At 74.2% G+C, this 19,930-nt stretch carries 17 protein-coding genes and 1 riboswitch; of the genes, 12 read left to right on the forward strand and 5 right to left on the reverse strand.

Going from position 1 to position 19,930, the window contains the following annotated elements:
* The first annotated feature begins 103 nt into the window (after positions 1–103).
* Complete coding sequence (locus tag NUT86_RS10770; RefSeq protein WP_159490286.1) at positions 104–1,381, forward strand: inorganic phosphate transporter; 1,278 nt, start codon at positions 104–106, stop codon at positions 1,379–1,381.
* A gap of 34 nt (positions 1,382–1,415) precedes the next feature.
* Positions 1,416–1,652, forward strand: a complete 237-nt coding sequence (locus NUT86_RS10775) for a hypothetical protein (protein WP_159490288.1) — start codon at positions 1,416–1,418, stop codon at positions 1,650–1,652.
* Here NUT86_RS10775 and NUT86_RS10780 read toward each other — a convergent pair.
* Genes NUT86_RS10780 through NUT86_RS10790 form a run of 3 tightly spaced genes read right to left on the reverse strand, consistent with a single transcriptional unit; the run spans position 1,631 to position 6,116 of the window.
* Positions 1,631–3,058 carry an extracellular solute-binding protein gene (locus NUT86_RS10780; RefSeq protein ID WP_274734831.1) on the reverse strand — a complete coding sequence of 476 codons (1,428 nt, stop codon included), beginning with the start codon at positions 3,056–3,058 and terminating at the stop codon, positions 1,631–1,633. The two genes, NUT86_RS10775 and NUT86_RS10780, sit on opposite strands and share 22 nt — an antisense overlap.
* Complete coding sequence (locus NUT86_RS10785) at positions 3,055–5,679, reverse strand: vWA domain-containing protein (protein WP_274734832.1); 2,625 nt, start codon at positions 5,677–5,679, stop codon at positions 3,055–3,057. Before NUT86_RS10785 ends, NUT86_RS10780 begins: the two co-directional genes overlap by 4 nt.
* Positions 5,680–5,684: 5 nt before the next feature.
* Positions 5,685–6,116, reverse strand: coding sequence for an effector-associated constant component EACC1 (locus NUT86_RS10790; RefSeq protein ID WP_159490291.1), 432 nt, complete (start codon positions 6,114–6,116; stop codon positions 5,685–5,687).
* 204 nt (positions 6,117–6,320) lie between these two features.
* Positions 6,321–6,470: riboswitch (cobalamin riboswitch) on the forward strand.
* A gap of 129 nt (positions 6,471–6,599) precedes the next feature.
* On the opposite strand from NUT86_RS10790, the gene NUT86_RS10795 reads away from it, so the two are divergent.
* From NUT86_RS10795 to cobC, 9 genes are read left to right on the forward strand one after another with little or no spacing between them, the layout of a single operon-like run.
* A complete protein-coding gene (locus NUT86_RS10795) occupies positions 6,600–7,631 on the forward strand; it encodes a cobalamin biosynthesis protein (RefSeq protein WP_274734835.1) in 1,032 nt (343 codons plus the stop codon).
* Positions 7,628–9,169 carry a cobyric acid synthase gene (locus NUT86_RS10800; RefSeq protein WP_274734837.1) on the forward strand — a complete coding sequence of 514 codons (1,542 nt, stop codon included), beginning with the start codon at positions 7,628–7,630 and terminating at the stop codon, positions 9,167–9,169. Before NUT86_RS10795 ends, NUT86_RS10800 begins: the two co-directional genes overlap by 4 nt.
* Positions 9,170–9,224: 55 nt before the next feature.
* Positions 9,225–11,351: a putative cobaltochelatase gene (locus NUT86_RS10805; protein WP_274734839.1), complete on the forward strand. Its 2,127-nt coding sequence runs from the start codon at positions 9,225–9,227 to the stop codon at positions 11,349–11,351.
* Positions 11,351–11,947, forward strand: coding sequence for a cob(I)yrinic acid a,c-diamide adenosyltransferase (cobO, locus tag NUT86_RS10810; protein ID WP_018091818.1), 597 nt, complete (start codon positions 11,351–11,353; stop codon positions 11,945–11,947). Before NUT86_RS10805 ends, cobO begins: the two co-directional genes overlap by 1 nt.
* Before the next feature lie 16 nt (positions 11,948–11,963).
* The gene (locus NUT86_RS10815; protein ID WP_274734842.1) at positions 11,964–13,361 is read left to right on the forward strand and encodes a cobyrinate a,c-diamide synthase; all 1,398 of its coding nucleotides are present in this window, start codon (positions 11,964–11,966) and stop codon (positions 13,359–13,361) included.
* Complete coding sequence (locus NUT86_RS10820; protein ID WP_274734844.1) at positions 13,358–13,519, forward strand: hypothetical protein; 162 nt, start codon at positions 13,358–13,360, stop codon at positions 13,517–13,519. The genes NUT86_RS10815 and NUT86_RS10820 overlap by 4 nt, the downstream gene beginning before the upstream one ends.
* Positions 13,516–14,124, forward strand: a complete 609-nt coding sequence (locus NUT86_RS10825) for a cobalamin biosynthesis protein (protein ID WP_381284507.1) — start codon at positions 13,516–13,518, stop codon at positions 14,122–14,124. Before NUT86_RS10820 ends, NUT86_RS10825 begins: the two co-directional genes overlap by 4 nt.
* Complete coding sequence (locus NUT86_RS10830; protein WP_274734845.1) at positions 14,121–15,011, forward strand: sirohydrochlorin chelatase; 891 nt, start codon at positions 14,121–14,123, stop codon at positions 15,009–15,011. Before NUT86_RS10825 ends, NUT86_RS10830 begins: the two co-directional genes overlap by 4 nt.
* A 2-nt stretch (positions 15,012–15,013) precedes the next feature.
* Positions 15,014–16,105 (forward strand): Rv2231c family pyridoxal phosphate-dependent protein CobC, encoded by a 1,092-nt coding sequence (cobC, locus tag NUT86_RS10835; RefSeq protein ID WP_159490305.1) that lies wholly within the window; start codon positions 15,014–15,016, stop codon positions 16,103–16,105.
* A gap of 175 nt (positions 16,106–16,280) precedes the next feature.
* Here cobC and NUT86_RS10840 read toward each other — a convergent pair whose 3' ends face one another.
* Positions 16,281–17,270: an SCO1860 family LAETG-anchored protein gene (locus tag NUT86_RS10840; protein WP_274740445.1), complete on the reverse strand. Its 990-nt coding sequence runs from the start codon at positions 17,268–17,270 to the stop codon at positions 16,281–16,283.
* A gap of 287 nt (positions 17,271–17,557) precedes the next feature.
* The gene (locus tag NUT86_RS10845) at positions 17,558–18,649 is read right to left on the reverse strand and encodes an amidohydrolase family protein (protein WP_109888948.1); all 1,092 of its coding nucleotides are present in this window, start codon (positions 18,647–18,649) and stop codon (positions 17,558–17,560) included.
* Between the two features lie 609 nt (positions 18,650–19,258).
* Between NUT86_RS10845 and ectA the strand changes: the two genes are divergently transcribed.
* On the forward strand, positions 19,259–19,828 hold the full coding sequence (ectA, locus tag NUT86_RS10850; RefSeq protein WP_026170006.1) for a diaminobutyrate acetyltransferase: 570 nt from the start codon (positions 19,259–19,261) through the stop codon (positions 19,826–19,828).
* Positions 19,829–19,930 lie beyond the last annotated feature (102 nt).

The raw sequence follows: 19,930 nt of genomic DNA on the forward strand, positions 1-19,930 counted from the left end.
ACTGCGGTGGCGTCATCGCCGCGCTGGTCCCAGTTCACTTTCCGTTCACCCGATCTCCGTACGGTCCGAGCGACACTGACCTTCGAACTGATTGCCTGGGTGAATGGAACACATCACGCTTCTCATCGGGATCGTGATCGTCACGGCCTTGGTGTTCGACTTTACGAACGGCTTCCACGACACGGCCAACGCAATGGCCACCACCATTTCCACCGGGGCATTGCGACCCAAGACCGCGGTGGCGATGTCGGCAGTGCTCAACCTCGTCGGCGCGTTCCTGTCCGTGGAGGTGGCCAAGACCATCTCCGGCGGGATCATCGACGAGAGTGCCGGCATCAGACCTGAAGTGATCTTCGCCGGCCTGGTCGGCGCGATCGTGTGGAACCTGCTGACCTGGCTCGCGGGTCTCCCCTCCAGCTCTTCCCACGCCCTCTTCGGCGGTCTGATCGGCGCGACCCTGGTGTCCGTCGGCACCAACGGCGTGCACGGCGACGCCGTCGTGATGAAGGTCCTGATCCCGGCGGTGGCGGCCCCGGTCGTCGCGGGCCTGGCCGCGATGGCGGCGACCCGGCTCACCTACCGGCTGACCCGCAACCGCGACGAGGCGGACACCGCCAAGGGCTACCGCGCGGGGCAGATCGCCTCCGCCGCCCTGGTCTCCCTGGCCCACGGCACCAACGACGCCCAGAAGACGATGGGTGTGATCACGCTCGCGCTGATCACCGGCGGAGTGGTCGCCCCGCACGCCGACCCGCCGCTGTGGGTCATCGCCTCGGCCGGTGTCGCCATCGCGCTCGGCACCTACCTGGGCGGCTGGCGGATCATCCGCACGATGGGCAAGGGCATCACCGACATCCAGCCGCCGCAGGGCTTCGCCGCCCAGACCGGCGCCGCGGCCACCATCCTGGCCTCCTCCCACCTCGGCTTCGCGCTCTCCACCACCCAGGTCTGCTCCGGCTCCGTGATGGGCTCGGGCCTGGGCCGCAAGGGCGGCGTGGTGCGCTGGTCCACGGCCGGCCGGATGGTCCTCGCCTGGGGCCTGACGCTGCCGGCCGCCGGTGCGGTCGCGGCGGGCGCCGCGTTCCTCGCCGGCCAGGGCGACTGGGGCGTGGCGGCGGTGGCGGTCCTCGGACTGGGCATCTGCGGCGCCATCTGGGCCGCCTCCCGGCGCAAGCCGGTCGACCACACCAATGTCAACGAAGGCCCGGCCGCGGAGCCGGCGGGCGTGGTGACCGCCGCGCTGCGCACCGTCTCCCCGCCCCCGGCAGGCCAGCAGGCCCCGGCGGCCGGCACCCCGGAGACCGCCGACGCACCGGCGGCCGACCCCCACGCCCCCACGACACCCGCCCCGCGCGCCAAGGCCGCGACGGTCACCCGCTAGCTGTCATCTAGCTGTCATCACCTAAAGGAACTCCATGAGCATCGACTGGGCAGCTCTCGGCCAGGTCTTCGGCGTCACCCTCGTGGTGACGGTCGGGATCGTGGGCCTGTTCACCGTCGGCATCGTCGGCACGTCCCGCAAGCCGGTCCAGGAAGGTGCGGCGGCCGCGGTCGCCGCACCGGGTTCGGGCGCACGGGCCGGCGCGATGGCCGCCTTCGGCCTGTGCGCGGCGGCGGTGGCCTATGGCATCTATCTGATCGTCGCCGGCTGACGCCGGCGGGCACGACGGACCGGGCGCCCCGTTCGTTGATCGCCCCGTCCGCCGAGCGCGTCATCGGCCTGCCGGGCCAGCCGGTCGGCGATGGCGGTGCCGCCGCGGCCGTTGAGATAGGCGGACACCCCGATCTGCACGACCTTGCTGAAGGTCTGGTAGTGGGCGCTGCGCGGGCGTGGTGCGGCCGCCATCAGGGCCTCGTGCAGTGTGCGGGGGTCGGGCCGTGGTTCCGGCCCCGTGGCGCCGTGCTCACCGCGTTCCGCGCCGCCGGGCGGCAGCGGGCAGCGCGGCGCCGTGGCCGCCTCCCGGTACGCCGAATCGCGGGTGGCCGCGAACCCCCGCTCCAGCAGACAGCGCTCGCTGCCGGGGCCGGTCAGCGCCTCGATCAGGGACCGGGCGCCGGCCGGCCGTGTGCTGCCGGCCGAGATCGCGAGATTCTGCCCGCCCAGCACGGACATCCGTTTGCCGTCGCTGGGGCGGGCCGGCAGCTGGGTGACGTCGAACTGCTCGCCGGGCGTGAGCTTCTCGGCGACCGAGGCGTATTCGACCGGCCAGTTGCGCATGAACAGCGCGCGGCCGTCGGCGAACCAGCGGCGGCTCTCCGTCTCGTCCATCGTGGTGGCCTCGTGCGGCATGATCGAGTCGAGCCGGAGTTTGAGGTCGGCGATGCCCTGCTGGAGCGCGCCGACCTGCTCGCCCTTGGTGAAGCTGGTGGCGTCCGGGTCGCCGCCGTTGACCCAGGCCGACTCCAGGGTGTTGACGGTCAGCCCCTCGTAGGGCCGCAGCTGGGCGACCATGCCGTACATCGTGGGCCGCTTCTTCCTGTGGCCCGCGGCGGCGTCCCGGGCGGCCTCGCGGTTGTAGGCCTGCGCCACCTCGGTCGCCATATCCTTCAACTCGCCCCAGTTGGACGGGGCGCCGTGGCCGTACGCGCGCAGGATGTCCTTGCGGTAGTAGAGCAGCCCGGCGTCGGTGTTGAAGGGCACCCCCCACACCTTGCCGTCGTACTCCACGGTCTTGGCCACGCTGTCGAGGAAGTCGCCGTCCAGGCTCGTGGCCCAGGGGCGGATCACACCCGCCTCGGCGAACTCCGCGGTCCAGGCGACATCGAGGTTGAGCACGTCATAGCCGCCGTTGCCGGACTGGCCCGCCGCCAGCAGCTGGCTGCGCTGGCCGTCGGCGGTGTCCGGGAGGTTGACGATCCGGACCGTACGGCCGGTGCGCCGCTCCCAGTCGTGGATCAGGTCCTGGCGGACGCCGGAGCTGCTGAGGTCGCTGCCGGTGGCGAGGACGATCGCGCCCTTCTCCGGGACGAGTTGCTCCCCCGGCGTGCAGCCGCTCATCGCGAGCACCAGGGCCAGAGAGGCCAGGGCGGCGGGTGCGGCGGTGCGCGCAGCGGTCATCGGTCCCCCTTCGTGGCCGTGCCGATGGAGGCGATCCGTCCGGCCAGGGTGTCGACGGCCTGCGGGCCGCCGGGCACGCACTGGCCGTGGGAGGCGCCGGCCAGCCGCTGGAGGGCGAAGGTGTCACAGCCGGACTTGCCCATCACCAGCGCCAGGATGGGCACTTCGGGCCCCTCCTCGACGAGGGTGCCGAGGGTCCGCTCCACACCCGCCGCGCGCCCCGGGCCCGCACCGTCGTCCTGGTCGAGGATCAGCACGATGGCCTTGTTGGCGGCCGGGGACTTCTTCATCCTGCGTACCGCGCGGGTCAGCGCCTCCTCCATCGCGGCGCCGTGCTCGACCAGTTCACCGCCCGCGATCCGGTCCAGTGCGGCCCGGCCCGGGGCGGGGTCGGCGCTGCCGAGCGGGACGAGCTCGCGCACCGCGTCGGCGTCGGTGGGGTGCGCGCGGTCCGGGAAGGCCCACAGGCCGTAGGTATGGCGGGCGCCGACCATCTCCAGGACGCGGCCGGCCGCGCTCAGGGCCGTCGGGAGCCTGCCGCCGTCCGCCATGGAGGTGGAGGTGTCGAGGAGGACCAGCACCTGGCTGGACCTCTGTGCCTTGTCGTAGCCGTCCAGCACCTGGGTCACCTGGGCCGGGTCCGCCGTGAAGGGGACGGTCCGGGCGACGAGGCTGATGTCCGCGCGGCCGTCGAGCAGCGGTGAGCCCGGCGCCGGGCCGGTGCCCTTCACCCCGCGGTAGCCCTGTGCGGTGAGGGTGCGCTGCCCGCCGTCCGGGGCGCGCAGCCAGGTCGCGAAGCGCGCCACGGCGGCCTGCCGCGGGGTGGCGTCCGTGGTGCCGCGCCAGTCGACGCGGATCAGCGGGTGGTCCAGGGCGGGGACGTTCTCGGGGTAGTAGGCGACGTACCGGTTGCGGAGCGGGAGCGGGGAGTCCAGGGCCGGGCAACTGCCGGTGGCGCGGCCGAGGTTGTAGTCGGCGAGGGACTTCTCCGACACCAGGGGCGCGGACTTCGTCCGGTCGACGGCGCCGGCGGCGTCCGCGTCGGGGCGCAGCGAACACAGCAGTTCGGTGCTGCCCGCGTACTGGCTGCCCGGGGCGGACAGCCGCTCCTCGGCGTGCCGGGCGAGGGTGAGGTCGGGCGCGCCGGACGAGGCGGTGCCCGTGCCGTCGTGGGTGAGGTAGAGGCCGATGGTGTGCAGCAGCCCGGTGCCGGAGAGCACCGGGCTCGGCCGCAGGAGCCGGAGGTCGTGGTGGGTGCGGTCGGTGCCGGTGAGCAGCTTCCGCCAGGAGGCGGCGGCCGGTTCGACGTCGTCCAGCCGGCGGTGTGCCGGGATGCCGACGACCAAGGGGGTGTAGGCGACCGGGGCGCTGTAGTGGAGGGTCGCCGGGGAGCCCTTGGCGGGCATCCCGCGGCGGGCCGCGTAGTAGTCGGCGGTGGATTCGGGGATCCAGATGTCGGGCTGGGGTCCGGGCCGGTGGAGGGGGTCGATGCCCTGGTCGTCCGGTCCGTCCTTGCCGGTGCCGTGGGCCTCGCCCTGCCAGCGGCCGGCGGCGGCGAAGCCCTGGTCGACCTGGTCCTTGGCGGCGGAGTAGACGGTGATCTGGGCGCGCCGGCAGCCGTCGGGGAGGTCGCCCTCTCCGTTGAGGGGCCGGGTGTTGGCGCCGGACATCTCGTAGTCGAAGGCCGCCTGGCGGAGCGCGGGTTCGGCCTCGGGGGCGGTCAGCAGCCGCAGTTCGAGGGCGGGCGGGCAGGCTTCCGCGTCGTTCGGGAGGTTCAGCAGCACGACGCCCGCGGTGGCCGGTACGAGGATGATCGCCAGCACCATCAGGATGCGGAACCAGTGCCGGAAACGGGAGTTCAGGCGGCGGCGTAAGCGGATCCGCAGCGGGGTGGGCGGCCGGATCTCGGGGGTGGCGAAGGACAGGATGACGTCGTCGACGGTGTTCTGCTTCGCCGAGCGGGGCTCCCAGACGTCGCCCATCGGGGTCCGCTCACCGGCCAGCTGTTCCCGCAGCTCCCGGACGAGGTCCTCGAAGGTGACGAACCGCTTGCCGGGAATGCCCTGTTCCAGGGTCCGCAGCAGGGCACGGGTGAAGACGCTGCCGCCGGTGGGCTCCTCGCCGCTGAAGATACGGCGGTTGGGCTGCGCGGCCATCAGCAGTGACGTCGGGGTGCGGCAGGCGTGGAAGGCTTCACCGGCGTTGCCTGCGTAACAGCACTCCAGGACGATCACGATCCGGTCGGCCCGGGCGTTGTCCAGGTAGGACAGCACCAGGTCCTGCCAGGAGACGGTCTTGTGACGCCGTTCCGACGCACCGACCATGAGCTGCAGATTGCCGCCGTCCGGGCCCACCCGGCCGTGGCCGGAGAAGTAGACCAGCAGCAGTCCGCGGGCCTCCTGGGTGACGGCGTCCAGCGCCTGTTCGACCTCCCACGGCTCCTGGGGCCGGCAGATGACGACCTCGCCCTTGGTGAACAGATCGGTGCCGGGGGCGAGCAGGACCCGCTCCAGTTCCCGGGGGTTGTCCCGCACCGCCGGGAGCGGACGCAGCCGCCGGTAGTCGTCGACACAGATCAGCAGCGCCCGGTTGACCTTGCCCCGCGCGTCGTACTCGGCCATCCGGCTCAGTCCCCGGCGGTGCTGCCGCCCCCGTTCGCCGGGCTGCCGGGATCGGGAATCTCGGGGGCATCCGGTCCCGGGTCGCCGAGTGCGCGCAGTTCGCCGTCCCCGCCGCCGACCGCCACGGCGGGCCGTTCGCCGGTGTCGCGGTCCTCCCTGCGGCGCCGCAGCCACTCGCGCAGGGCGATGCCGAGGCTTTTGGTGATCTCCGCGGCCGCCGCGCCGACGACGACCAGGATCAGGTCGTCTATGCCGATGGCCATGTCGCCGGGGCCCTCGTCGGGCTCCCCCGCCGGCCGCAGCTCCCAGTCGTGCGGCCGCCGGCTCAGCCACGGCTCGCGCTCCAGCCAGGCCTTGAGGTCCTCGACGTCCTGCTCGGGATTGTTCGTGCCCGTGATCCTGATGCGGATCTCCTGGCGGTCAGCGTGCTCCGGCATCCCCCGGCCCCCTTCCGGCGGCCGCGTCGCCGCCGTGCACCAGATAGTGACGTGGGATCAGGGGCGCAGGCAACCGTCTGTGACCCGGCTGCCACGCTGTGGCGTGCACCACAGCGCCTGCCACGGGACAGCGTCGCAGGTCAAGGGTGAGTTGACGGGCATTCGCGGGGCGTGGTGGACTGCCGGAGCCATTCGGCGACAGCTGAGGAAGTCCGGTGCGAATCCGGCGCGGTCCCGCCACTGTCACCGGGGAGCGTTCCTCCAGCGAAGGCCACGGTCCGCCTCGTGTACGTCGGATGACGTAGACGGGACTGGAAGGCCGGAGGACACGCCGATCCGGGAGCCAGGAGACTCTTGTCGCCGTCACGTCGAGCCAGGGCGCGGACCCTGAGTGAGGACATACCGCCATGCCCGGCCGCCCCCTGAGATCCCCACTTCCCGCTGCCGCAGGGCTCCTTCGAGGCCTGACGGCGGTCTGATCCGATGCGCGGCGAACACGCGGGATATGCGTGCGGCGCGGCCCTCGGCTTTCTCGGCGACCTGATCGCGGCGGATCCGCGGCGCGGCCATCCGGTGGCCGCGTTCGGCCGGGCCGCGGCTGCCGTCGAGCGCCGGCTGTGGCGCGACCACCGTGGTTACGGGGCGGCTCACACCGTGCTGTGTGCGGGCGGTGCCGCCGCCGCTGCCGCGCTGCTGCAGCGCGCCGTACGGGGCGCCGCCCCCGCTTCCCCCTCAGCCCCCTCCGCTTCTCCGTCACCGCTCCGCGGCGGCGCCCGGGTCGCGCTGACCGCGGCGACGGTCTGGGCCGTATTGGGCGGCACCTCGCTCGGCCGGGAGGCACGGGCCGTCGGCGGGGCGCTGACGGCGGGTGACCTGGACGTGGCGCGGGAGCGGCTGCCCCATCTGTGCGGGCGCGATCCGCAGGCGCTGGACGGGCCGCAGATGGCCCGTGCGGTGGTGGAGTCGGTCGCCGAGAACACCTCCGACGCGGTGGTGGGCGCCCTCGTGTGGGGCGCGCTGGGCGGGGTGCCCGGTCTGGTGGCGTTCCGCGCGGTGAACACCCTGGACGCGATGGTGGGGCACAAGTCGCCGCGCTACCGCCGCTTCGGCTGGGCCGCGGCCCGGCTCGACGATCTCGCCGGCTGGCCCGGCTCCCGGCTGACCGCCGCGCTGACCGTGCTCGCGGGCCCCGACCGGCGCGGTGCGCTGCGGGCCTGGCGGACGGACGGCGGTGCGCATCCGAGCCCCAACGCGGGCCCGGTGGAGGCGTCGTTCGCGGGAGCGCTGGGCGTACGGCTGGGCGGCACGCTGGCGTACGGCGGGCGGGTGGAACACCGTCCGGTGCTCAACGGTGCGGCGCCGCCGGTGGCGGCGGACGACATCGAGCGGGCGGTGCGGCTCTCCCGCCGGGTGAGCGTGCTGGCGCTGGCGACGACGGTGACAGCGCGGCTGGTGGCCGGCGCGGCGCTGCGCGCACGACAGCCGGGGTCCCGGCGCAGGAGGAGGAGCCGGTGAACGGGCGGTTGAAGGTATCCGGCGGGGCCGTCGGCGGTGGGCTGCTGGTGGCCGGCACGACGTCCGACGCCGGCAAGAGCGTGGTGACGGCGGGCATCTGCCGCTGGCTGGTCCGGCAGGGCGTCCGGGTGGCGCCCTTCAAGGCACAGAACATGTCGCTGAATTCGTTCGTCACGCGCGAGGGCGCGGAGATCGGACGGGCCCAGGCGATGCAGGCCGCCGCGGCGCGGGTGGAGCCGACCGCGCTGATGAACCCCGTGCTGCTCAAGCCGGGCAGCGACCGCAGCAGCCAGGTGGTGCTGCTGGGGAAGCCGGTCGGCGAGCTCAGCGCCCGGGGTTACCACGCCGGGCGCCAGGAGCAGTTGCTCGGCACCGTGACCGACTGCCTCCAGGAGCTGCGGCGTACCCATGACGCGGTGATCTGTGAGGGCGCCGGCAGCCCCGCCGAGATCAATCTGCGGCGGACCGACATCGTCAACATGGGCATCGCGCGGGCCGCCCGTATCCCGGTGGTGGTGGTCGGCGACATCGACCGCGGCGGGGTGTTCGCCTCGTTCTTCGGCACCACCGCGCTGCTGTCCAAGGAGGACCAGGCGCTGGTCGCCGGGTATCTGGTCAACAAGTTCCGCGGTGATGTGACGCTGCTGGAGCCGGGGCTGGAGATGCTGCGCGGCCTCACCGGGCGGCGGACGCTGGGTGTGCTGCCGTTCGCGCACGGGCTCGGCATCGACGAGGAGGACGGTCTGCGGGTGTCGCTGCGCGGCGCGGTGCGCGAGAGCGTGGTGGCACCGCCGCACGGTGCGGATGTGCTGCGGGTGGCGGTCTGTGCCGTACCGCTGATGTCGAACTTCACGGACGTGGACGCGCTGGCCGCCGAACCGGGCGTGGTGGTGCGGTTCGTGGACCGGGCCGAGGAGCTGGCCGACGCCGATCTGGTGGTGCTGCCGGGGACCCGGGGCACGGTGCGGGCGCTGGAGTGGCTGCGGGAGCGCGGGCTGGCGGACGCGATCGCCCGGCGGGCCGCCGAGGGCCGCCCGGTGCTGGGCATCTGCGGCGGCTTCCAGATGCTCGGCGCGCACATCGAGGACGAGGTCGAGTCGAAGGCGGGCGCGGTCGAGGGGCTGGGGCTGCTGCCCGTAAGGGTGCGGTTCGCGGTGGAGAAGACCCTCGCGCGGCCGGCCGGTGAGGCGCTGGGCGAGCCGGTGGAAGGGTACGAGATCCACCACGGTGTCGCCGAAGTGACCGGCGGGGACGAGGAGTTCTTGGACGGTTGCCGGACCGGTTCCGTATGGGGCACGCACTGGCACGGCTCGCTGGAGAGCAACGGCTTCCGCCGGGCGTTCCTGCGGCGGGTCGCGGCGGACGCGGGCCGGGCGTTCGTCCCGGCCCCCGACACCAGCTTCGGCACCCTGCGCGAGGAGCAGCTGGACCGGCTGGGCGATCTGATCGAGGAGCACGCGGACACCGGCGCGCTGCTGCGGCTGATCGAGGAAGGGGTGCCGGAGGGGCTGCCGTTCGTGCCTCCGGGGGCGCCATGAGGGGTACGCACACGACGAATCCGGAGCTCGACGGCGACGTGGAGGACGACACAGCATGACGACCGCGCACACGACCACGCACGACACGACCCCGCAGTACCCCTTCACCGCAGTGGTCGGGATGGATGATCTGCGGCTCGCGCTGCTGCTGAACGCGGTGAGCCCCGCGGTGGGCGGCGTGCTGGTCCGCGGCGAGAAGGGCACCGCCAAGAGCACCGCCGTCCGGGCGCTGTCGGCGCTGATGCCGGCCGTGGACGTGATCGGCGGCTGCCGCTTCGCCTGCGCCCCGGCCGCGCCCGACCCCGGCTGCCCCGACGGGCCACACGGGACGGGCGCCGTCGAGGAGCGCCCGACGCGGATGGTCGAACTGCCCGTCGGCGCCTCCGAGGACCGGCTGGTCGGCGCGCTGGACATCGAGCGGGCGCTGTCGGAGGGCGTGAAGGCCTTCGAGCCGGGCCTGCTGGCGGACGCCCACCGCGGGATCCTGTACGTCGACGAGGTCAATCTGCTCCATGACCACCTCGTGGACCTGCTGCTGGACGCGGCCGCCATGGGTGCCTCGTACGTGGAGCGCGAAGGGGTCTCCGTACGGCACGCGGCCCGCTTCCTGCTCGTCGGGACCATGAACCCCGAAGAGGGCGAGCTGCGGCCGCAGTTGCTGGACCGGTTCGGGCTCACCGTCGAGGTCGCCGCCTCCCGGGAGCCCGGCCAGCGGGTGGAGGTGGTCCGGCGCCGGCTGGCATACGACGCCGATCCGGCCGGTTTCGCGGCCCGCTGGGCGGCCGAGGAGGACGCGCTGCGCGGGCGGATCACCGCGGCCAGGGAGCTGCTGCCGGCGGTGATGCTCGGCGACGCGGCGCTGCGGCAGATCGCCGCGACCTGTGCCGCGTTCGAGGTGGACGGGATGCGCGCGGACATCGTGATGGCGCGGACCGCCACGGCGCTGGCCGCCTGGGCGGGGCGGACCGACGTCCTGGAGGAGGACGTCCGTCAGGCGGCGCTGCTGGCGCTGCCGCACCGCCGGCGCCGCAACCCCTTCGACGCCCCCGGCCTGGACGAGGACAAGCTCGATCAGACGCTGGAGGAGTTCGGCGCGGACGAGGGCACGGACGGCGACGACGACCCGGAGCCGGACGGTCCGGACGGCGGTCCCGACGGGGGCGGTCCCGACGGCGGCGGGCACCCGCCGCAGGACGGCGGTCCGGAGGAGTCCCCGCTCCCGCCGGAGGCCGAACTCCCCCACCAGCAGGACCGGGAGGCCCCGCAGCCTCCCCAGGCCCCCGAGAAGCCCGGACAGGCCGAGCAGCCCGAGCCCGGGAGCGCGCCGCAGGGCGGCGCGGCCGGCGAGAAAGCGGCGGTCGGGGCCACCGAGCCGTTCAAGACCCGGCGCCTCGATGTGCCGGGCCTGGGCGAGGGCGCGGACGGCCGCCGCTCCCGTGCCCGTACCGCCCACGGCCGGACGACCGGGGCCCGCCGCCCGCACGGCGCCCTGGGCAAGCTGCATCTGTCGGCGACCGTGCAGGCCGCGGCGCCGCACCAGCGGGCCCGTGGCCGCAGCGGGCGGGGACTGGTGGTGCGCCGGGACGATCTGCGCGAGGCGGTCCGCGAGGGCCGGGAGGGCAATCTGGTCCTGTTCGTCGTGGACGCGTCCGGTTCGATGGCGGCGCGGAAGCGGATGAGCGCGGTCAAGGGCGCGGTGCTCTCGCTGCTGCTGGACGCCTACCAGCGGCGCGACAAGATCGGCCTGATCACCTTCCGCGGCACCGGCGCCGAGCTGGCGCTGCCCCCGACGTCCTCGGTCGAGGCGGGCGCGGCGCGGCTGGAGCAGCTGCCGACGGGGGGCCGTACGCCGCTGTCCGAGGGCCTGCTGAGGGCCCATGAGGTGCTGCGGGTGGAGCGGATGCGGGATGCCTCGCGGCGGCCGCTACTGGTGGTCGTCACCGACGGCCGGGCGACCGGCGGGCCGGAGCCGGTGGTGCGCGCCGGCCGCGCGGCCCGGCTGCTGGCCGCGGAGGGGACCGCTTCGGTGGTCGTGGACTGTGAGGCGGGTCCGGTGCGGCTGGGTCTCGCGGGCGAGCTGGCCCGTGAGCTGCAGGGCACCGCGATCACCCTCGACGAGCTGCGCGCGGACAGCGTCTCCGCGCTCGTACGGACCGTGCAAGGCAACAGGAAGGCCGCGTAATGCCGCAGGGACAGCCGTCCGTCGTACCGAACGACGGGCTCACCACCCGCCAGCGCCGCAACCGTCCGCTGGTGTTCGTCCACACCGGCCAGGGCAAGGGCAAGTCCACCGCCGCCTTCGGGCTGGCGCTGCGCGCCTGGAACCAGGGCTGGCCGGTCGGGGTGTTCCAGTTCGTGAAGTCGGCGAAGTGGAAGGTCGGCGAGGAGCGGGCGCTGAAGGTGCTCGGTGAGTCCGGTGAGGGCGGCACCGTCGCCTGGCACAAGATGGGCGAGGGCTGGTCCTGGGTGCAGCGCGACATCGCCTCCAGCGAGGACGCGGCGCGCGAGGGCTGGGAGCAGGTCAAGCGGGACCTGGCCGCGGAGACCTACAAGCTGCTGGTGCTGGACGAGTTCGCCTATCCGCTGAAGTGGGGCTGGATCGACACCGACGAGGTCGTGTCGGTGCTGCGCGACCGCCCCGGTACGCAGCATGTCGTCATCACCGGACGGGGCGCCCCCGAGGCGCTGCTGGACTTCGCCGATCTGGTGACGGACATGACCAAGGTCAAGCACCCGATGGACGAGGGCCAGAAGGGCCAGCGGGGCATCGAATGGTGAACGGGGCGAGCAGGGCATGAGCGGCGGTTCGATCCCCCGGCTGGTGATCGCCGCACCGTCGTCGGGCGCGGGCAAGACCACGGTGGCCACCGGTCTGATGGCGGCGTTCGCCGAGGCCGGTCTCGTGGTGTCACCGCACAAGGTCGGTCCGGACTACATCGATCCGGGTTATCACTCCCTGGCCACCGGCCGTCCCGGCCGCAATCTGGACGCCTATCTGTGCGGTCCTGACCGGATCGCGCCGCTGTTCCTGCACGGTGCGGCGGGCGCCGATCTCGCGCTCGTCGAGGGCGTGATGGGGCTGTTCGACGGGGCGTCCGGGATGGGCGAGCTGTCCTCGACGGCGCATGTGGCGAAGCTGCTGCGGGCGCCGGTGGTGCTGGTGGTGGACGCGTCCTCGCAGTCCCGGTCGGTGGCCGCGCTGGTGCACGGCTTCGCCTCCTGGGATCCGGAGGTGCGGCTGGCCGGGGTGATCCTCAACAAGGTCGGCTCGGACCGCCACGAGGAGCTGCTGCGGGAGGCGATGGACTCCTCCGGTGTGCCGGTGCTGGGCGCCCTGCGCCGTGACGGGCGGGCCGGTACGCCGTCCCGGCACCTGGGCCTGGTGCCGGTCGCCGAGCGGCGGTCCGACGCGGTGGAGTCGGTGGCCGAACTCGCCGCGCGGGTCCGCGAGGGCTGCGACCTGGAGGCGCTGGTGGCGCTGGCCCGTACGGTGCCGGAGCTGCCGGACGCGCCCTGGGACCCGGCGGCGGAACTCGCGCCGGCCGAGGGGCCGGCCGCCCCGGAGAAGCCGCTGATCGCCGTCGCGGGCGGCGCCGCGTTCACCTTCTCGTACGCCGAACACGCCGAGCTGCTGGCCGCCGCGGGTGCCGAGGTGGCCCCGTTCGACCCGCTGCGGGACGAACACCTGCCGCCCGGCACGCAGGGGTTGGTGATCGGCGGCGGCTTTCCCGAGGTGTACGCGCCGGATCTGTCGGCGAACGCCCCGCTGCGCGCGGAGGTGGCGGCGCTGGCCGCGTCCGGGGCGCCGGTGTCCGCCGAGTGCGCCGGGCTGCTCTACCTGTCCCGGTCCCTCGACGGGAAGCCGATGTGCGGGGTGCTGCCCGCCGAGGCCCGGATGACCGAACGCCTCACCCTCGGCTACCGCGAGGCGGTGGCGCTGCGGGACAACGCGCTGGCCGCGGCCGGCACCCGGGTGCGCGGCCATGAGTTCCACCGCACGGTGCTGGAGCCGGGCGCGGGCGCGGACCCGGCCTGGGGGCTGACGCATCCGGAGCGGCGGGTGGAGGGCTTCGTGGCCGGCGGGGTGCATGCCTCGTATCTGCATGTGCACTGGGCCGCCGAACCGTCGCTGGCCGGACGGCTGGTGGCGAGCGCGGCACGGAGCACACCGGCCCGGGGCGCCACCCGATGACCCGCGGCACCGGCGGCGGGGCGGCCCGGGCCGGGACGGCCGCGCGCGGCGTCCGCCGGCCGGGTGCGGCGGTCACCGCCGGGCCCGTCGGGCTCACCGCGCGCCTGGAGGAGCGGCACGGCCCGCTCGCCTGCGGCCGGGGAGCCGTCGCGGTATGAGGCACGGGGCACCCGACGGGACCGGCGCTGCTGCCGCGCCGCTGGTCGTCGGGGTGGGGGCGAGCCGCGGTGTCGCGGTGTCCGAGGTGCTGGAGCTGATCGCGGCCGCCCGCGCGGCGGCGGGGTGTACGGCCCGGCCGGTCGTCGCGCTGGCGACGGTCGCGGCCAAGGCGGCGGAGCCCGGTCTGCTCGGCGCGGCACGACGGCTGGGGGTGCCGTTGCGGTCGTTCCCGGCGGCGGCCCTGGCGGCGGTGCGGGTGCCCGGTCCGTCCACGGCCGCGGCGGCCGCCGTCGGGACGCCGAGCGTGGCCGAGGCGGCGGCGCTGCTGGCCGCGGGCCCGGGCGCGGAACTGGTCGCCGGAAAGCGGAAGTCCGCGCCGCAGGGCCGGCCGGCCCGGGCGACCTGTGCGCTGGCCGGGCCCGCTGTAACGGACAGCGGTGCCCTTACCGCTGGTAGGGAGGGAGCGGCCGCCGACCGCTCTTCCGCTGCGGATATCGTCATGACCTCCCCCAACCCGCCCCGCCATGGCCCGGGTCGGTGGACGGCGGTCGTCGGTGACCCGGCGCCCGGCAGCGGACCCACCGGTACCAAGGAGACCTCGTGACGACCCCTCCCGCACTGCTCATCGCCGGTCACGGCACCCGCGACGAAGGCGGGGCCGACGCCCTGCGCGCGCTGGTGCGTCTGCTCGGCGAGCGCCATCCCGAAGTGCCGGTCGCCGGCGGGTTCTTCGGTGTCCCGGCCTCGCCGCTGCCGCTGGACGACGCCATCGACGGCCTCGTCGGGGAGGGCGCGAACCGGCTCGCCGTCATACCGCTGCTGACCGCCCCGACCGGGCCGGTCCCGGAGGCGCTGCCCCAGGTGCTGGAGCGGGCGGGCGAGCGCCACCCCGGACTCGGCCACGTCTGCGGCACCGAGCTGGGACCGCACCCCAAGCTGCTCGACGTGCTGGAGCGGCGGCTGGACGAGGCACTGGGCAGCGGCGCCCGCAGGCCCGCGGACCGGGCCCGCACCACGGTGCTGCTGGTGGGCCGCGGCGCTGCCGATCCGTACGCCAACGCCGAAGTGGTGCGCGCGGCGCGGCTGCTGTGGGAGGGGCGCGGCTTCGCGGGCGTGGAGACCGCGTTCGTTACGCAGGCGGCACCCGACGTCCCGGCCGGCCTCGACCGGTGCCGGGCGCTGGCGGCCGCGGCGGGCACCGGCGGGCCGGCCCGGGTCGTGGTCCTGCCCTACTTCCTCTTCGCCGGCGGCCCGGTGGAGCGGCTGTGGATGCAGGCCGAGGGCTGGGCGGCGGCGCACCCCGACACCGAGGTCTACGCCGCGCAGGTGATCGGGCCGGAGGCCGAGGTGGCCGACGTGGTCATGGAGCGCTACCGCGCGGCGGTGGCGGGCGCGTCGTGCGAGTGCCGGGCGGCGGCGGAGGACGCCCGGCCCGCGCACGGCGCGCCACGGGAGAGCGCCTCCCTGGCCGCGGGCACCGGGGAACGGTGAGCATGCCCCCGCGCACCGGATCCGCACCGCTCCGGGACCCCGGCCCGGCCGCCCCGCCGCACGAACCCGACCTGCGGCACCACGGCGACGCCGAAGTACGGGGCGCCGACGCCGGGCTGACGGATCTGGCGGTCAATGTCCGCACCGGCACTCCCCCGGCCTGGCTCAAGGCGCACATCGCCGCGTCGCTGGACGGTCTCGCCGCGTACCCCGACGGCCGCGCGGCGCGCCGGGCGGTGGCGGCCCGGCACGGTCTGCCCGCGGACCGGGTGCTGCTCACCTCCGGGGCCGCGGAGGCGTTCGTGCTGATCGCGCGCGCGGTGGCGGCCCGGCGGCCGGTGGTGGTGCATCCGCAGTTCACCGAGCCCGAGGCGGCGCTGCGGGACGCCGGTCACGAGGTCGGACGGGTGCTGCTCGACGCCCGGGACGACTTCCGGCTGGACCCGGCCGCGGTGCCCGAGGACGCCGATCTGGTCGTCGTCGGCAACCCCACCAACCCCACCTCGGTCCTGCACCCCGCGGAGGTGCTGGCCTCCTTGGCGCGGCCCGGCCGGACGCTGGTGGTGGACGAGGCGTTCATGGACGCGGTGCCCGGTGAGCGGGCGTCGCTGGCCGGGCGCACGGATCTGCCGGGTCTGGTGGTGCTGCGCAGCCTCACCAAGACCTGGGGGCTGGCCGGGCTGCGGATCGGCTACGTCCTGGCCGCCGCGGACACCGTCGCCGCCCTGGAGCGGGCCCAGCCGCTGTGGCCGGTCTCCAGCCCCGCCCTGGCCGCCGCCGAGGCGTGCTGTACGCCCCGGGCGCTGGCGGAGGCGGCCGCGGCGGCCGAGGAGATCGCCGGGGACCGGGCTCATCTGCTGGCCCGGCTGGGCGAGTTCCGGCAGATCCGGACGGTCGGCCCGGCGGCGGGCCCGTTCGTGCTGATCCGGCTGCCGGACGCGCACGGGGTGCGGGCCGCGCTGCGGGACCGCGGTTTCGCGGTGCGCCGCGGCGACACCTTCCCCGGCCTGGGCCCCGACTGGCTGCGGCTCGCGGTGCGCGACCGGGCCACGACGGACCGCTTCGTGACGGCGCTGGGCGAGGTGCTCCGGTAGGGCGTACCCGGCGTCCTCCCGCGGACGGACCCCGCCGGGTCCCCCGGCACACCACGCTGCGCGGGGTCCCCGGCGGGGGTGGGGTGTGCCGTACGTTCCGCGGCCCGCACGGCACACCCCGGGCCGTACTCCGCGCGCGACGCCCCCACAGCACCGGCGCGGTGTACGGGGTCGGTCAGCCGCGGCCGCCCTGCGGTGCGGCGCTGCGGCGCTTGCGGGCGAAGACCATCGACCCGGCGCCCGCGGCGAGCAGCAGCGCGGCGCCGCCGGCGAGGTACGGGGTGGCCGAACTGCCGCCGGTCTCCGCGAGGTTCTGGGTGCGGGGCCCGGAGCCCGTCACCTCGGTGTCCTTGCCGCCGGCTGGCTCGGTGCCGCCGCCCGTCTGGCCGCCGCTGGAACCGCCGCTCGTCTGGCCGCCGCTGGTGCCGCCGGAGCCGCCCTGCTCGGGCGCCTTGCCGCGCGGCGTGGTGCAGGTGGCCTTGGCCAGCGTGACCCGGCCCTGCACGTCGGCGACGTTCAGCTTCAGCGGGTTGAGGGAGACGTTGAGGTCGAGCGCGGTGGCCGCGGCGCCCTTGGACGTGACGTTCTTCTTGGACAGGTCGAGCCGCACCCGGCCCACCCCCGGCACCTTGACGTCCGTCGTGCCGCCCGCGGTGAGCGTGACCTTCTTGCCCAGCACCCGCACGCTGCCCAGCACATTCGACTCGGCCCGGGGCCGGGTGCCCGCCTCGCAGACCGCCTTGGCGGTGACCTGCTGGACCTCGATCAGGGACAGCAGCGGCAGACCGGGCAGATGCACCTTCGCCCGCACGACGTTGGCGTAGCCCTCGGCCTTGCGGCGGTCGGCGGTGGCCCGTGCGGTGGCGGCGTCGGCGCGCAGCACGCTGAACGGCCTGCCGTGGTCGATGCCGTCGAGCTTGACGGTGAGCGCGGTCTTGCTGGCGGAGGCCGGGGCGTGCACCTCGTTGAGGGCGACGTTCAGCGGGACGTCGAGCGTCTTGTTGAGCAGCCCGACGTTCACGCCGGTACGCAGCACGACCGCGTCGGCGGTGCCGCGGGCCGGGCCATGGTCTCCGGTGGCATGCGCGGGGACGGCGCCGAGGAGGACGGCGGGACCGGCCGTGAGCGCGGTGGCGACGAGGGTCGCGGCGAGGCGTCGGGGCATGCCGAAGGAGCTGGTGGGACTGGTGGACACGTGTGTGGAACCCTCACAGGAGAAATGGAGCCGCCGGCCGCGCCAATGGGGGACATCACGCGGGCCGACGGCATCGACCCGCACATCGTGTCCGTACCGAGGGTGAACGGGCAGCCACGTGACGTCAGTTCATCCCAAAGGGTGGTTTCCGTGCCTTTATTCGATTCCTCCGACTCGGGGCACCACCCGCGCCCCAGCCGCCCCACCTCCCGGGTGACCCGCGTTGACCGGGCAGGTCCACCGGATCGCCCCTGCGGCTACCCCACGATCTGCCCTCGCAGCACCACCCGGCGCGGTGCGGCCAGCACCCGGACGTCCTCGCGCGGATCGCTCTCGTAGACCACCAGGTCCGCCGGGGCGCCCTCGGTGAGGCCGGGGCGGCCGAGCCAGTCCCTGGCGCCCCAGGTGGTGGCCGAGAGGGCCGCCACGGCGGGCAGCCCGGCCCGGGTCAGCTCGACGACCTCCTCGGCGACCAGGCCGTGGGCGAGCGAGCCGCCGGCGTCCGTACCGGCGAAGACGGGCACCCCGGCGTCGTAGGCCGCCCGGACGGTGTCGTAGCGGCGGTCGTGCAGGCGCCGCATGTGGTCCGCCCAGCGCGGGAACTTCGCCTCACCGCCGTCCGCGAGCCGCGGGAAGGTGGCGATGTTGACGAGCGTGGGGACGATGGCCACTCCGCGCTCGGCGAACAGCGGGATGGTCTCCTCGGTGAGCCCGGTGGCGTGCTCGATGCAGTCGATACCGGCCTCGACGAGCGGGGCGAGGGTGTCCTCGGCGAAGCAGTGGGCGGTCACCCGGGCGCCCAGCCGGTGAGCCTCGGCGATGGCGGCCTCGACCGCTCCCCGGGGCCAGCAGGCCTCCAGATCGCCCGTGGAGCGGTCGATCCAGTCCCCGACGAGCTTGACCCAGCCGTCACCGCGGCGGGCCTCCCTGGCGACGTAGGCGACCAGGTCCTCCGGCTCGATCTCGTGCGCGTAGTTGCGGATGTAGCGCTTGGTACGGGCGATGTGGCGGCCGGCGCGGATGATCCGCGGCAGGTCCTCGCGGTCGTCGACCCAGCGGGTGTCGGAGGGGGATCCGGCGTCGCGGATCAGCAGGGTGCCGGCGTCACGGTCGGTGAGCGCCTGCTTCTCGCTGGTGGGGGCGTCCACCGGGCCGTGTGCGTCCAGGCCCACATGGCAGTGGGCGTCGACCAGGCCGGGCAGGGCCCAGCCCGTCACGGTGATGGCATCCCGTGCCATCACCGGCCGGTCGAACGTCACCCGGCCGCCGACCACCCACAGCTCGTCGCGCACCTCGTCCGGTCCGACGAGGACCCTCCCCTTGAGGTGCAGCACCGCACCTTCACTCATGGACGTCATACCGGCACTTTAGGCGTCGCGCCGGACAGAGTGAGCGGGCGGTCACGCCATGGATCGGCCGCTTTCCGCCTGCCGTTTCCCCGGGAACCCGGCGCCCCGCCGGACTTTCGGTCCTCACCGATATCCGCGCACTCTCCGTAGAGCTTCCGCCACCCGCGCCGCACAGTTCTCCGTGCGTTCCCCGCCACTCTCCGTACATTTCCCGCAGCCTTCCCGCACATCGCCTCGCGCATGTTCTTGCGGGTCTTGTCACGGTCACGTCGCGCAGGTTTCCATGGGCCTTCCGTCCGGCCTTCCGGCGGCGAATTCCCAATTCCTCAGAAGTACAGCTTCCCGTATTCTTCTGCCCGCTTTTCCGCAGCTCAAACGCTAAGATTTTGCTAGCGGCAAGTTCCATAATTCGGACGGATCTCATGGGCGTTACGGAGCTGTGACCGACTACACAACGTGTCCGTTTCACCCCGAACCTCCTGGTCAAATGGGGACATCTCGCGGTGGCATCGCGCACCCGGGCGCCCCCGCGCGATAACACATCTTGCTCGCTTCCGTAACCCCTGCCCGCGATGCAATTTCCCTTTTCCCTGGGTAAATTTAATTCCCATGACCGCCGCACAAGCAGACCATGCAGGTGCCCGAAGCGATATCAGAGAATTTCCGGAGGGCTTCAAGCTCGACACCCCACGCGTGGAGGACGGAGCCGCGATCTGGCGCATCGCCCGCGACTCGAAGACGCTGGATCTCAACTCCTCCTACAGCTACCTCCTGTGGTGTCGCGACTTCGCCGCCACCTCCGTCGTCGCCCGCGACACGGAGGGCGAGCCGGCCGCCTTCATCACCGGATACCTCCGCCCCGAGCGCCCGGAGACCCTCGTCGTCTGGCAGGTCGCCGTCGACGACGCGCACCGTGGGCAGGGCCTGGCGGCCGCACTCCTGGACGGGCTGACCGCCCGGGCCAGGGACGAGCTGGGCGTACGTTTCGTCGAGACCACCGTGACACCCGACAACACCGCATCCAACCGGTTGTTCGCGTCCTTCGCCGAGCGGCACTCAGTGCCCCTCAAGAGCGAGGTGCTCTTCGACGCGGGGCTGTTCCCGGAGCAGGGCCACGAGCCGGAGGTGCTGCACCTCATCGGCCCGTTCGAGCCACCGGCCGGCACGGGGCACTCCTGACGCACCCAGGACCGCGCGGCGACGACGCCGCAGCGGTCATGCGGGACCCGGCACCACACCCCCGTGACACCGCCGGGACCGCCCAGCCCCCTACAGACTTCT

The organism is Streptomyces sp. G7(2002), from assembly GCF_028870195.1.
GTDB classification, from domain to species: Bacteria; Actinomycetota; Actinomycetes; order Streptomycetales; family Streptomycetaceae; genus Streptomyces; species Streptomyces nigrescens.

What these genes read in the sequence shown, in the direction of transcription:
- NUT86_RS10770 (WP_159490286.1), top strand. Translation starts at nt 104, where the DNA reads ATGGAACACATCACGCTTCTCATCGGGATCGTGATCGTCACGGCCTTG.
- NUT86_RS10775 (WP_159490288.1), top strand. Translation starts at nt 1,416, where the DNA reads ATGAGCATCGACTGGGCAGCTCTCGGCCAGGTCTTCGGCGTCACCCTC.
- NUT86_RS10780 (WP_274734831.1), bottom strand. Translation starts at nt 3,058, where the DNA reads ATGACCGCTGCGCGCACCGCCGCACCCGCCGCCCTGGCCTCTCTGGCC.
- NUT86_RS10785 (WP_274734832.1), bottom strand. Translation starts at nt 5,679, where the DNA reads ATGGCCGAGTACGACGCGCGGGGCAAGGTCAACCGGGCGCTGCTGATC.
- NUT86_RS10790 (WP_159490291.1), bottom strand. Translation starts at nt 6,116, where the DNA reads ATGCCGGAGCACGCTGACCGCCAGGAGATCCGCATCAGGATCACGGGC.
- NUT86_RS10795 (WP_274734835.1), top strand. Translation starts at nt 6,600, where the DNA reads ATGCGCGGCGAACACGCGGGATATGCGTGCGGCGCGGCCCTCGGCTTT.
- NUT86_RS10805 (WP_274734839.1), top strand. Translation starts at nt 9,225, where the DNA reads ATGACGACCGCGCACACGACCACGCACGACACGACCCCGCAGTACCCC.
- cobO (WP_018091818.1), top strand. Translation starts at nt 11,351, where the DNA reads ATGCCGCAGGGACAGCCGTCCGTCGTACCGAACGACGGGCTCACCACC.
- NUT86_RS10815 (WP_274734842.1), top strand. Translation starts at nt 11,964, where the DNA reads ATGAGCGGCGGTTCGATCCCCCGGCTGGTGATCGCCGCACCGTCGTCG.
- NUT86_RS10820 (WP_274734844.1), top strand. Translation starts at nt 13,358, where the DNA reads ATGACCCGCGGCACCGGCGGCGGGGCGGCCCGGGCCGGGACGGCCGCG.
- NUT86_RS10825 (WP_381284507.1), top strand. Translation starts at nt 13,516, where the DNA reads ATGAGGCACGGGGCACCCGACGGGACCGGCGCTGCTGCCGCGCCGCTG.
- cobC (WP_159490305.1), top strand. Translation starts at nt 15,014, where the DNA reads ATGCCCCCGCGCACCGGATCCGCACCGCTCCGGGACCCCGGCCCGGCC.
- NUT86_RS10840 (WP_274740445.1), bottom strand. Translation starts at nt 17,270, where the DNA reads ATGCCCCGACGCCTCGCCGCGACCCTCGTCGCCACCGCGCTCACGGCC.
- NUT86_RS10845 (WP_109888948.1), bottom strand. Translation starts at nt 18,649, where the DNA reads ATGAGTGAAGGTGCGGTGCTGCACCTCAAGGGGAGGGTCCTCGTCGGA.
- ectA (WP_026170006.1), top strand. Translation starts at nt 19,259, where the DNA reads ATGACCGCCGCACAAGCAGACCATGCAGGTGCCCGAAGCGATATCAGA.